The sequence below is a fragment of the Sphingobium sp. genome (assembly GCF_035511395.1).
GTDB lineage: Bacteria > Pseudomonadota > Alphaproteobacteria > Sphingomonadales > Sphingomonadaceae > Sphingobium.
In genome coordinates this window covers 18810-29959 of record NZ_DATKFP010000052.1, presented here as the reverse complement: position 1 = coordinate 29959, position 11150 = coordinate 18810, and the positions used below count along the sequence as shown (strand labels likewise).

The following is an 11150-nucleotide window of genomic DNA, read 5'->3' as shown; positions in this document are numbered from 1 at the left end:
GTTCCTCTTGCGCCGACGGTACGTCCGCCTGGGTTTCGGTGGACGCAGTTGACCCGGAATTTGCATCGCCGGGAATAGCTATCGAATAGGGGGGTATAATATGCCCCCCTTTGCCAGCCTCCCAGTCCACGAAAAGCTGCGCCGCTTTCCATCGCGACACGTTCCCAAGTATCTTCCGGGTCTCGAGAATATGGTTGTTCACCGTATGGGGGGAGAGGTTGAGGACCCGTCCGATCTCTTTTGACGAATAGCCCTTGGCGGCTTCTCGCAGGCAATCACCCTTGCGCGCGCTGAGCCGTTCCAGCCGCTCTGAATAGTCTTCCTCGTTCAAGGGCGTATCCCTTCGCCAGTTCATGGCGACCGGAAGCTGCGTCCTCCCCAACCAGTCCATTCGAAATCGATTTGCCGTCAGTCTCCGGTCGCAGCCATTCTGTTTCAAACAAAAACCTTTCGAAAACATAGCCGCTCCGCATCTGGTTTAACAGGTTGTTTCAGAAGCAATCCAAACCTGTCGTGCCGCGAACGCGGCGCCAGACGATCAATGCTCGCGGCATCCATGCAGCTTTTGCGATTCACGAACGCATTCCATGGCCCGGGACATATGATCGTCCGGGAGAGCGCTGCTCTGCAGCGGTCGGGCCTCGGGAAGGAGGGAGGATGGGGGTGAGCGGAGAAAGCCCCAAGAGGAACCGGTTGCCATGCAGAATTCTGAAATTCTGGCTCTACTTCACGACCTTAAAACATATCTCGTGACCGGAGGCTGGCCGTGGTCGCGCCGTCAGCGTCGCGCGCATCTGCTTGGCCGTCTTGATGCCATGACAGCTCAGCTGGACGGGGGGCCGCATCCGGCAGTCGCACTTGCCAGGGCCAGGCTGGAAGGTGCCCCCGTGCTGCGCATCGAAACAGACGAAGCCCATATCGAGGAGACACCTAGCGGTGTCTGGGTCAGGGGATGGATATGGGTGGAGCAGCAAGCCTTGGCGTCCTGCGATCCGGGGCGAATGACGAAGCTGCGCAATGTGCTTGCGGACTTGCCGCAGCAAACTTGCGCCGTTTTCCTCGCCCATTGCGTCGAGGGTCTTGCCTACCCCGCGATAGCCCTCAGGCTGAATCTCGGAGTCGCTGAGGTCCAGCGCGAACTGGCGTCGGCGCTTCTGATACTGTCGGAGGCGCTCGACGAGACATGAAGATTGATCCGGCAGGTCAGCTTACAACGATGCAATCTCCTGAACTGGAATTCCAGGGCGCAAGCCTGTGTCGGCGCCTGGGAGGCACATGGCAGAAGGATCGCGGTCTATGCCTGTGTCCCGCCCATGACGACCATAATCCCAGCCTGTCGATCCGTGTCGGCAGGCATGCGCTACTGTTCAAATGCTTCGCAGGTTGCGAGACGAGAGATGTCCTACGGGCGATCCGGCGTCTACGCCTGCCTCTTGCGGAGCGGCACATTCCGGCTTCGTCGAGCAATGTGCCCTTGCCTCAAACAGGGGCAGGCCCCGCCCTGCGCACATGGGACGCATCCGCGTCTCTCGCCGGCACACCCGCGCAAACCTATCTGTCGGGGCGCCTGCTCACACCGCCCTGGCATGATCTGCGCTATAATCCACGCACGCCGCTGGGACGAGGCCGCGGCGTGGTGTTCCGGCCGGCAATGATCGCGGCCGTGCGGGAGCGGCGGCGGATCGTCGCCATCCACCGCACCTTCCTCGAGCCTGCAACCGCCTCCCGGGCCAGCGATCTTGCCGATCCCCGCATGATGCTCGGACGTCCTGGGCGCGGCGCGGTGCAACTCATGCCCCCCGCTGCGGTCCTCGGCCTGGCCGAAGGCATCGAGACCGCGCTGGCCGCGATGCAGTTGCACCGGATTCCGGTCTGGGCGATCCTCGGGGCAGAACGTGCGGGGCATATCCTGTTACCCGATTGGCTGGAGCGGCTCGTCCTGCTGTTCGACAGGGATGCGGCTGGGTGGAAAGCGAATAAAAGTGCTCGCCTTGCCTATGAGCGACCGGGCCTGGAGATCATCAGCGTGTGGCCGCCGCCGCCCAACAATGATTGGGCGGATGTGCTGGAAAGGCGGCAACGCGCTGCCTGAAGGCTATGAACGAGGGTGGGCTGCCCTGCGACCACAGAAACAGGGCAGCGATGCCGGTCAGCCGTTCAGGCGATCCTTGACTGCCTTGGCGGGCGTGAACGTCAGCTTCTTCGACGCCTTGATGGAGATGGTTTCGCCCGTCGCCGGATTGCGCCCATCGCGCGCCGGGCTGTCCTTGACCTTGAATTTGCCAAACCCGTTCAGCGAAATCTCGTCCCCTTTGGCTGCCGCGTCGGCGATGACCCCAAATACGGCGTCGACGAGCTTGCGGGCATCAGCCTTGGTGAGTCCATGACCGGCGGTGAGCGCTTCGGCCAGCTCGGAATTGTTCATAAACGTCCTCCTGAAAATTGCGAAGCTAGGGTTCATAGCGTTGCGCCTGCCTGTCGTCACGAACCAAAACCGTGCGAACAGAAAGGAAAGGGGGAGGGAACCGGATGCGCGGTTCGATGTGCGGGCCGCAGCTTTTGCGGAGTCCATTGCATGACCAAGCCATCCATTCTCGTCCCGGCAATCCATCTCACCAAGTCGCCGGTCAATGTTCGCAAGCGGACCGATCTGCGTGCTGACGCTGAACTCGAAGCCAGCATCGCCGGACATGGCCTCATCCAGAATCTCGTCGGCGTGCCGGTCTCCCGCAAAAAGGGCCATTATCGTATCACCGCCGGCGGCCGACGCCTCGACGCGATCCATCGCCTGATCGAGAAGGGCACGCTGCCTCCCGATCATGAGGTGCCCGTCCTTGTTCTCACCAACAGGAAGGACGGCCGGGAGATCAGCCTCGCTGAAAACTACGATCGGCTTCAAATGTCGCCAGCCGAAGATTGCCTGGCATTTCGCGATCTGATCGAGGTCGAGGGACGCAGCACGGCGGAGATCGCCAAGCGTTTCGGCATTGAGGAACGCTTCGTAATCGGGCGCTTGCGCCTCGCCAATCTGGCCCAGCCGATCTTCGAGGCGCTCGAGGCTGACGAAATCACTCTCGATGTGGCCAAGGCTTACGCGACGACCGCCGACACTGGTCGCCAGACGGCGGTTTGGGAAGCGCTGCGAAATAGCTATTCGCGCGATAATGTCAACGAGATCCGGCGGGCGCTCAATGGCTACAGCTATCGGGCGAACGATCCCAAGGCCCTGCTGGTCGGGCGGGATACCTATATCGCGGCTGGCGGCCGCGTCGAGGACGCGGATCTGTTCTCGACCGCTGCCGACGAGCGCTGGATCGACACCCATATCCTCGATGAACTGGCGGAGGCGAAACTCGCCGCGCAGGCCGAGGCGATCCGTGAGCGCGAAGGCCTGGGGGAAGTGCGCGTCGTCACCGGCGCGCGCATCCCCTATATGGAGACCTATGCGCTGCAGCCGCTGACCGGCGCTGCCGAGCCACTCACGCAGGAGCAGGAAGCGCGCAAGCAGGAGATTGAGGAGGAGCTCGCCGAGATCGAACTTTTTTCGGAAGATGAGGACTATGAGCCGGAAGAGGACGAGGAACAGCGCTATGCCGCGCTCCAGGCGGAACTGACGACGATCGTCGAACGCGACGCGGTGATCGATCCCGAACAGAAAGCGACCGCGCTCGGCTATGTGGTGCTCGGCGAAGACGGCACGCCGCAAATGCATCACCAACTCTATGTCGCGCCGGTGCCCGACGAGGAGAGCAGCGAGGCCGATAATGACGGCGACGACGGTGACGATGAGGCCGGCGACGAAACGCAGGATAGCATCGCCGCCGGCGACGCCCGCCCTGTGATAAGCCAGCGCCTTCGTGAAATGCTGGCGATGATGAAGACCGAGCTTTTGGCGGTCCACGTCGCCAGCGATCCCGCGTTCGCGTTGGATCTGGGCACCTTCATCATGGTCGACCGCGAATCCCGCCTGGCATCTTTCGATATCCCGAGCGATTTGCGAGCCTCCGCGCCGTCCCGTCTCCTCCCCGACTTCAAGCCGGCAACGGCCGCCGCCGGGGAATGGACGAAGCTCGACGAGGCGCTCGATCGGAGCTGGGTCAATCACCAGGCCGTTCCGGATCGCTATGACGCCTTCTGCGCGCTCCCCGATGAAGCGCGCGCGGCCTGGCTGGGATGGGCGATTGCGCGCACGCTTCACGCCGTTCCCGATGGCCGCGCTGGCACCGGCTTTCTCGATCATCTGGGGCGCAAGCTCGGGGTCGATGTCGCGGCCTGGTGGCGTCCGACCGCGCTCACCTACTTCGACAAGCTGACCAAGCCCGGCATCCTTGCCCTGTTCGAGGAGATTGGCGGACTGGAGTTGCGGGTGCGCTATTCCGGATCGAAAAAGCACGATCTTGCCGCGTCGGCTGAACGGCTGTTCGGTGGCGATGTCATCATCGAGCCCGAGATCCAGGAACGGGCGGTCGCCTGGCTGCCCGATCAGATGCGGTTCACCGCGCCCGAGATCTGCGGCGAGCCGACCTCCTCCGATAATAGCGGGAACGACCTGACGGACACGGTGAACGCAGAAGGCGACAACGACGGCGACGAAAGCTTTACGCAGGCCGCCTGAACGCGACCGGGGGCCGGGAATGCATTCCCGGCCCCGGCTTCGGCCTTGAATTGGACTATCCAATGGTCTAAAATAAGCCATTGCTCTAAATATTCCGGGATAACCTCCTATGCATATTTCCGTATCTGACGCGAAAGGCCAACTCACCGACCTCGTTCGACGCGCGGAAGCAGGGGACGAAATCATCCTGACCCGTCATGGTCACGCTGCAGTCCGTCTTGTGCCCATCAAAGTACCTACCGATCGGGCGAGCCGCCGCACATTGCTGGAAGAGGTGCGCATGGCCGCCACAGCCAAGGCGACGGCCGGCCCGGATGCAGCGCATAGCCAGGATTTCCTTTATGGCGATGAGGGCATGCCCGGATGATCGTGGTCGACACCTCGGCGATCATGGCGATACTTTTGAATGAACCGGAAGCTGACGCCTGTATCGCCGCGCTTGAAGGCGAAGAGGGGGCGATTATGATGTCATCGGGGACGTTGGCCGAGACGCTCATTGTCGCCGGACGGCGCAACGTGGGAGCAGAGGCGCGTCGCCTCATCGAGGGTCTTGGCATCGAGATCGCGCTGGTGACTGCCGCCTCCGCCAAACGCGTCGCAGACGCTTACGCCCGGTGGGGCAAGGGGGTTCATCCTGCAGGCCTCAATTTTGGGGACTGCTTCGCCTATGAAATCGCGAAGGAGCGAAATTGCCCGCTGCTTTTCGTCGGAGACGACTTTGGCCGGACAGATGTCGATCGCCAGTTGCCTTGCGGGGGTTGATGCATATCGTTTGCCGTTTGGAAGGGCGCAAAGAAACGTCGAACTGACGGCCAAGGCGATCACCCTGCGCTGTCTGCGATCGTTTAATTCAGACCGCAGCATTTCTTGTATTTGCGGCCCGACCCGCAGGGACATGGATCGTTGCGTCCAATCTTTTGACGCGGGATGGTGGCCGGCCGGTTGGGATCATTCTCAAGCCGCCACTGGTGCAGCATCTCGACCCAGATCGGGATCAGGTCAGGTGCTTCCCGATCCCATCGGTCTTCCGCGGTGAGAGTGAGCTTCTTCGTGCCATCGGCGAACGAGCGAAGTTCGGCTATGCCCTCGAGCGCGGCGCGGCAACCGGGATCATCGTCATCGAGGATACGCTGCCATCCGGAAGGCGCAAGATCCATCGCCTGTCCGAAGCCTTCGATCCACATCTCCCACAATGTCTCGTCCGTCCGTGTGTCGATTTCGAGCACCGGCTCGAAGCTGCCCGGCTGGCCGAGGCAGGCCAGGATGACATGATAGTGGTGCATGACGAGGTCAGTGAAATGCTGGAGACCGCCCATGTCGGTGAAATCCAGCATGCCCGTGCCGTCGTCACCAGTCCAGATCATCTTCAGCCATTGGCTGGGTGCAAGCAGATCGGGGCTGACAAGGATCCCGGTGAGGAAGCCGTCCAGTTGCGAAAGCAGCATGCAATCCTCGCCCTGGTCAAGCAGCAACCGGTCGAGTTCGTCGAGATAGTCGAGTGGAATGGCCATGCTCTTTCATAGCCTCGAGCTGACCCCACGTCATCGGGTCTGATGTATCGTCCCCCAAATCCAGGGACCGGAATGAAGGAGAGCGGGAAGGAGGCAGCAGGATTGTCCCGTTCTCCAACGAGAAGGTGCCCATGAACTTGCCCCAACGCGCCTGACACAAGACCGGTTTGCACTTGGTCAGCATCGCTCCGATATCGCTCTGCGTTCATGGATCGCAGAGCAGGCGAAGCGCGGGTCATTGGTTTCCGCGCTTCGCCCGAACGCTTTACTCTGCGGACGCTTTCGTTGTCGTTCCAGCCCCCTTATGTTTCAACTTCAACGTGCGCCGTTGGGGGGGCTTCGGTTCCGTAGACGCAGGGGCTTTGGGTTTCGTGGTTTTCCCAGCGGCTTTTGCTTTGCCAGTCGGCTTTACAGCGTCCGCCGTCGTCGGCGCGGGCGTCACTTCCTGCGAGGCGGCCGATGTCTTCGTGCTGGCGCGGGGCGCTTTCCTGGTCATCGATTTCGTCCTGGCTGGTTTTGCCGACGCCGCTTCGGGCAGCGCTGGCTCAGGCTTCGCCTCGACTGGAACGATATCCGGCTGAACGTCAGGCTTGGCAGCCGCGACCTTGAGTCGTCCGCGCTTCGGCTTTTCGTCCGTTACGGGCGCTGGTGTTGCCGCCGAATCGACGGCCGCAATCTCCCCTGTCCGTCCCTTGGCGCCGAGCTGTCGCCCGAGCCCGAGTTTCTGAGCGACGGCGCGACGTTGTTCCGAATAGGCCGGTGCGACCATGGGATATGTTTTCGGGAGAGTATAGCGCACACGATATTCGGCAGGTGTCAGGCCATGGGCTGCCAGATGTCGTTTGAGCGTCTTGTAAGCCTTACCGTCGATCATACTGATGATGTGTTCGCGCGAGCCAAGGCTCTTGCGGACCGAAACGGCCGGAACATGCTCGGGCGTTACCGGCACTTCCTCTTCGGCCTTGCGCTCCAGTGCGCTGCGCGTGGCTTCGATGATTCCGGCGATATCACCCGCTGGCACCTGATTGTTCGCGAAATAGGCGCTCAGTAACTGCACCGTCATCGCGGTGAAATCGGGCTGCTCGGTATCGGACATCAATAACTCCCGGTGAGGCAAGGCCTGGAAGAGGCTGGTGATTGCCTGAAAAGAACTGGCCAAACAGCTAAGCGAGAAAGGGCTTCTCTGGCAAGCGGGCAATGAACAGCATCCATATGGTCCCAAGAAGGGGAGAGGGGGGAGGAGATGGAGACCGGTTTAAGGTCTTATTTTCTGAAAGGCATGACATGGCTGACCGCGTATCAGCGCACATCCTGATCGGCGGGACTTTACCGCGCGGTAAATATCCCGCGCTTGTCCAGGCGATCAGCAATGACAATCCCGCTATCGATTGGGACGGGACGCCCTTCGATCCCACGAATATTCCCGCAAATGCCCCTCTTGCCCTGATGGACCATGAGGTTGCCTGGGGACGCTTCGAAGCGATCGAAGCCTGCTGCCACCGCCTTGGACTCCATTATGTCCGATGGTCGAACGGATATATCGGCAGCTTCCCGTCCATCCGTGTCGTCTATCCAGGCCATGGTGAACCCGAAACCTTCCTGACGAGCGAAGACGACGACCAGGTCTTTTCGATCGAGCACATCCGTGAACTGGGAAGTGTCGAGGCGATCGAAGCCGAATATCGGCGCGCCAAGCTGAACCCCCCGCCTCTGGGCCTCGTCGATGACGATCTGATCGATGAGGAGACGATCCATGGCTGACCATTATGTCCAGGGCTCCTTCGCCTTCACCTGCACGGCGCAGGAAAGTGCGCTGATCGAGGAGGCGTGGCAGCATGCAGCCGATCTGCTGGGCGACTTTGCGCCGGGCGAACCGAGCGCTGAATTCCTCGCTGCTTTCATGCCGACGGATCTTGCCAATCCGTTCAACGGTTTGCTCGAGATTTTCGATGATCCCGCTTTCCCCGATTTCGGTGCTGAAATCGAGATCGCGGGCGGTGCGGAGTGTACCGTGTCCATCCATGGAACGTCAGATTTCCAACCCGGTCCGATCGCCGAACTCATTCGGTATTGTTGCCAGGAGAGCTTGAAGACTGCGCCAATAGGGTTCGACTGGAGCTATAGCTGCACACGTCCGCGTCGCGACAGCTTCGGGGGAGGGTGGTGCGCGATATTCGCCGATCATGTCGAGTTTGCGACCACGCAGGAAGAACTGGCGCGACGACTGGGCAGATCGGCAGCAACGCCACCGGGAGAACCGCCCGATCCATGGATTGACGATCCTGCATATCCATCAGCCGACTGGAAGACCGAGGTGGGCAATGGCGATACGCGTCTTGGCTATCTCGACTGGGTTCTCGCCAGGACTGAAGCAGACCACAGCGCGTGTTCCCCAACTGGAACGCCGTCGGCCTGACGAACCACATGTCTCCAAATCTTGGAGAACCACAAGGATGATATGATGACCGACGCCAACGCGGCGGGCGCGTCCGCGCGCCTGTATAGCCAAACCGAATATGACGAACGCGGCAATTTCCATTATGAAGGCGATCTCTACCGCGCCGGCGAAGCGTTGCCATCGCTCGCCTCTCGGATCGAACGCCATCTGGCCCAGCATTTTACCGGAAACACCTTCGCGATCCGCACCGAGAAATTTGCCGGCGGGCGCAAGGTCATCGCGGAGATACTCGATACCCCGGACGACCTGACCGGCCGTGACGCGCAGAACGCCTTCATCGTCGAGGTGCGCGATCAAATGGAGCGGTTCGGTTTCACGCGGACCAATCCGTTGCAGGATTTCTGGTCATGCAGTTTCTACAGCGAAGCGCGCATCGGCCAGGCCTATTGGGCGGCATTGGCAAAACGTCAGGGTATCCGCAATCCCGTCGATACGGTCCTATCATTAGCGACGTTCAAGAAGCGCGTAAAAGCAGGTGATCGGCTGAAGCTTCTCGACGCACCGTCTGGTCATCGACTGCTTGGAACGACCCGCGACATCACCAAAGTGCGCTCGGGCGACCTGATCCTCGAAGGTCGTTCCTACCTTTCCTTTCCCAGGGCCTCCGCCTTCGCCTGCGACGGCCGTCTGATCCGGATCGCCATCGGCTCGCAATATGGTCCTGACGATCATCTGCTCTACGAGTGGCTAAGGGCTTCCTGAGCGCCATTTCCTATCCGCCGAAACGCCGGTCGGACGCAAACAGGGCTTGAGAAGAAAGCCCGTCGCTGTTCGGCCCTTCGGTGCCGTTCCATCTCATCGTCAATTGCGGAGGCATTCGTGCATAAGCCGCATCTTAAAGCCATGGTGGCGCTCTTGCGCCGTAGCGAGCCGCGCCATGACCTCTATACCGTCTTTGGTGACTGCATGGAGGCGATCGCGATCGCTATGGCGAACAGCATCGACCTGCGCGCCCGCGAAACGCGCGAGGCTCGTTATCTGGATATTGTCGGGCGCTACCCGCGCGGGATCGTCGAATTGTTCCCGCAACTTCTCGCCGAACTGGTGCAGGCTCTCGAAGCCGGGCCTGGCGACGTGCTGGGCACCCTGTTCCACGAGCTTGACCTTCACAGCAAGGCGCGCGGGCAATATTTCACACCCTATGCGCTCAGCCGCTGCATGGCGAAGGCCACTCTGGGGAATCGCGAAAAGGTGGAAGCGACAATCGCGCAGCATGGCTTCGTGACCGCCATGGAGCCCGCATGCGGCGCGGGATCGATGGTGATCGCGCTTGCCGAGGCTATGCGCGATAATGGGCATAACTATCAGCGTCACCTTCATGTGACAGCGATCGATATCGATCCGCGTGCGATCCACATGGCCTATGTTCAACTCTCACTGCTTCATATCCCGGCACATCTTATGGTCGGAAACTCCCTATCGGGTGAAACATGTGACCATTGGTTTACACCGGCACATATATTGGGGGGATGGACCGCTCGGCTCGCCCTTCGTCAACGTTGCGAACCTCTGGCTGAGACCGCCCAACGCGCGACCATCGCGACCGGCCCGACTTCACCATCGCAAGGCGCCGTTCCGCCATCGCACGAACCAGGGGGATCGCAGCGATCCATGCCGCGACAGTTGAGCCTCTTCTGACATTCTCACGCCTCACATCATAGGAGATTGGCATGTCCCGACATGTCCATATCGACGCCCTGGGCCGGACGACGTCCGGCACAGCAATCATAACTCTGGCCATCTGCGGACCGCGCGGCGGATTACGCGCCGTCGAGGATATTTCGATCGATGAAGCCGAGAAAATGGTGACGCAACTTCAGGCTGCGGTAGCTCACGTTCGAGCCGGGGCCGACGTCGCTCCAGTCGATCGCTTCATGCAGGACGTCATCGACCGGCTCGCCGATCCAGGTCTCGCGCTCGATCCTTCTTTCCGTTCATGGTGCGCCGGCAATCATGGCCTGCTCAGTCCACGGCAGGCGGCTGAACGCTGGTGCTGCTGGCGCGTTGCCTGACCGATCCTGGCGGTCGCGATCATGGTTGGTTTGTCAGCCTATGTGAGGGATCAATAAAGGATGACGCCCGTCCCCGGGATGATCTGATCCAGAAAATCGAAATCGCGCCGGTTGCCGGTCAGCAGGTCACAGCCGGTCGCCGCAGCCTGCAGAAACAGCAGCGCATCGTTGAGCAGGGCGATCGAATGGGGTTGGCCGCAAAGCCGTGTGACCATGCCTGCCAGCATACCGGCCTCTGCGAACATGCGGGAGGAGGGCGCGCTGAGGCGATGCTCCGGGATATCGTCGATGGTCCGTCCCAGCGTCTTGAGGACCGACGCCGTGCGCTTGTCGGCCGGATCGAGCGCGCCCATCAAATGGGTCATTTCGGCAAGCGCCACGCAGGAATGATTGACGATCCGGTTTTCCAGCAAACAGTCTACTTCAACCGGTGTCTTGCCCTGGAGCACGTCAATATAGACACACGTGTCGAGCAGAAGCTCGCGGCCTATGACAGCTGACTTGTGAACCAGCGGCAATGCCTCTTCGGGTCGTCGCGACAGCCTGGCACCAGA

General features: G+C 61.0%; 15 protein-coding genes. 10 read left to right on the top strand and 5 right to left on the bottom strand.

Annotated features, from left to right (window positions below):
* Positions 1–331 (bottom strand): helix-turn-helix transcriptional regulator (locus VMR39_RS02980; protein ID WP_325414189.1); only part of this gene is annotated, 331 nt, incomplete at its 3' end.
* Between the two features lie 367 nt (positions 332–698).
* On the opposite strand from VMR39_RS02980, the gene VMR39_RS02975 reads away from it, so the two are divergent.
* On the top strand, positions 699–1187 hold the full coding sequence (locus VMR39_RS02975) for a sigma factor-like helix-turn-helix DNA-binding protein (RefSeq protein ID WP_325414187.1): 489 nt from the start codon (positions 699–701) through the stop codon (positions 1185–1187).
* Positions 1184–2092 carry a DUF7146 domain-containing protein gene (locus VMR39_RS02970; RefSeq protein WP_325414185.1) on the top strand — a complete coding sequence of 303 codons (909 nt, stop codon included), beginning with the start codon at positions 1184–1186 and terminating at the stop codon, positions 2090–2092. Before VMR39_RS02975 ends, VMR39_RS02970 begins: the two co-directional genes overlap by 4 nt.
* Positions 2093–2149: 57 nt before the next feature.
* On the opposite strand, the gene VMR39_RS02965 is transcribed toward VMR39_RS02970, so the two are convergent.
* A complete protein-coding gene (locus tag VMR39_RS02965) occupies positions 2150–2425 on the bottom strand; it encodes an HU family DNA-binding protein (RefSeq protein WP_325414192.1) in 276 nt (91 codons plus the stop codon).
* 150 nt (positions 2426–2575) lie between these two features.
* Here VMR39_RS02965 and VMR39_RS02960 point away from each other — a divergent pair, with 150 nt between their 5' ends.
* The 3 genes from VMR39_RS02960 to VMR39_RS02950 all read left to right on the top strand — a co-directional run bounded on the left by VMR39_RS02960 (position 2576) and on the right by VMR39_RS02950 (position 5377).
* Positions 2576–4615 (top strand): ParB/RepB/Spo0J family partition protein, encoded by a 2040-nt coding sequence (locus VMR39_RS02960; RefSeq protein ID WP_325414183.1) that lies wholly within the window; start codon positions 2576–2578, stop codon positions 4613–4615.
* 109 nt (positions 4616–4724) lie between these two features.
* Complete coding sequence (locus VMR39_RS02955) at positions 4725–4982, top strand: type II toxin-antitoxin system prevent-host-death family antitoxin (RefSeq protein ID WP_325414181.1); 258 nt, start codon at positions 4725–4727, stop codon at positions 4980–4982.
* Positions 4979–5377, top strand: coding sequence for a type II toxin-antitoxin system VapC family toxin (locus VMR39_RS02950; protein WP_325414180.1), 399 nt, complete (start codon positions 4979–4981; stop codon positions 5375–5377). Before VMR39_RS02955 ends, VMR39_RS02950 begins: the two co-directional genes overlap by 4 nt.
* An 83-nt stretch (positions 5378–5460) precedes the next feature.
* Here VMR39_RS02950 and VMR39_RS02945 read toward each other — a convergent pair whose 3' ends face one another.
* The gene (locus tag VMR39_RS02945) at positions 5461–6126 is read right to left on the bottom strand and encodes a UPF0149 family protein (protein WP_325414178.1); all 666 of its coding nucleotides are present in this window, start codon (positions 6124–6126) and stop codon (positions 5461–5463) included.
* Positions 6127–6391: 265 nt separating this feature from the next.
* Positions 6392–7222 (bottom strand): MucR family transcriptional regulator, encoded by an 831-nt coding sequence (locus tag VMR39_RS02940; RefSeq protein WP_325414176.1) that lies wholly within the window; start codon positions 7220–7222, stop codon positions 6392–6394.
* A gap of 188 nt (positions 7223–7410) precedes the next feature.
* Here VMR39_RS02940 and VMR39_RS02935 point away from each other — a divergent pair, with 188 nt between their 5' ends.
* From VMR39_RS02935 to VMR39_RS02915, 5 genes are all read left to right on the top strand, one after another.
* Positions 7411–7887, top strand: coding sequence for a hypothetical protein (locus VMR39_RS02935; RefSeq protein WP_325414174.1), 477 nt, complete (start codon positions 7411–7413; stop codon positions 7885–7887).
* Positions 7880–8542 carry a hypothetical protein gene (locus tag VMR39_RS02930; protein WP_325414172.1) on the top strand — a complete coding sequence of 221 codons (663 nt, stop codon included), beginning with the start codon at positions 7880–7882 and terminating at the stop codon, positions 8540–8542. Before VMR39_RS02935 ends, VMR39_RS02930 begins: the two co-directional genes overlap by 8 nt.
* Positions 8543–8587: 45 nt before the next feature.
* Positions 8588–9286: a hypothetical protein gene (locus VMR39_RS02925; protein ID WP_325414170.1), complete on the top strand. Its 699-nt coding sequence runs from the start codon at positions 8588–8590 to the stop codon at positions 9284–9286.
* A gap of 117 nt (positions 9287–9403) precedes the next feature.
* Positions 9404–10222 (top strand): N-6 DNA methylase, encoded by an 819-nt coding sequence (locus tag VMR39_RS02920; RefSeq protein ID WP_325414168.1) that lies wholly within the window; start codon positions 9404–9406, stop codon positions 10220–10222.
* A gap of 32 nt (positions 10223–10254) precedes the next feature.
* A complete protein-coding gene (locus VMR39_RS02915; RefSeq protein ID WP_325414166.1) occupies positions 10255–10596 on the top strand; it encodes a hypothetical protein in 342 nt (113 codons plus the stop codon).
* Between the two features lie 50 nt (positions 10597–10646).
* On the opposite strand, the gene VMR39_RS02910 is transcribed toward VMR39_RS02915, so the two are convergent.
* Positions 10647–11114 carry a hypothetical protein gene (locus VMR39_RS02910; protein WP_325414165.1) on the bottom strand — a complete coding sequence of 156 codons (468 nt, stop codon included), beginning with the start codon at positions 11112–11114 and terminating at the stop codon, positions 10647–10649.
* Positions 11115–11150 lie beyond the last annotated feature (36 nt).

Bases quoted from the DNA above. Each gene is read 5' to 3' on its own strand.
- VMR39_RS02975 (WP_325414187.1), top strand. From the start codon at position 699: ATGCAGAATTCTGAAATTCTGGCTCTACTTCACGACCTTAAAACATAT.
- VMR39_RS02970 (WP_325414185.1), top strand. From the start codon at position 1,184: ATGAAGATTGATCCGGCAGGTCAGCTTACAACGATGCAATCTCCTGAA.
- VMR39_RS02965 (WP_325414192.1), bottom strand. From the start codon at position 2,425: ATGAACAATTCCGAGCTGGCCGAAGCGCTCACCGCCGGTCATGGACTC.
- VMR39_RS02960 (WP_325414183.1), top strand. From the start codon at position 2,576: ATGACCAAGCCATCCATTCTCGTCCCGGCAATCCATCTCACCAAGTCG.
- VMR39_RS02955 (WP_325414181.1), top strand. From the start codon at position 4,725: ATGCATATTTCCGTATCTGACGCGAAAGGCCAACTCACCGACCTCGTT.
- VMR39_RS02950 (WP_325414180.1), top strand. From the start codon at position 4,979: ATGATCGTGGTCGACACCTCGGCGATCATGGCGATACTTTTGAATGAA.
- VMR39_RS02945 (WP_325414178.1), bottom strand. From the start codon at position 6,126: ATGGCCATTCCACTCGACTATCTCGACGAACTCGACCGGTTGCTGCTT.
- VMR39_RS02940 (WP_325414176.1), bottom strand. From the start codon at position 7,222: ATGTCCGATACCGAGCAGCCCGATTTCACCGCGATGACGGTGCAGTTA.
- VMR39_RS02935 (WP_325414174.1), top strand. From the start codon at position 7,411: ATGGCTGACCGCGTATCAGCGCACATCCTGATCGGCGGGACTTTACCG.
- VMR39_RS02930 (WP_325414172.1), top strand. From the start codon at position 7,880: ATGGCTGACCATTATGTCCAGGGCTCCTTCGCCTTCACCTGCACGGCG.
- VMR39_RS02925 (WP_325414170.1), top strand. From the start codon at position 8,588: ATGACCGACGCCAACGCGGCGGGCGCGTCCGCGCGCCTGTATAGCCAA.
- VMR39_RS02915 (WP_325414166.1), top strand. From the start codon at position 10,255: ATGTCCCGACATGTCCATATCGACGCCCTGGGCCGGACGACGTCCGGC.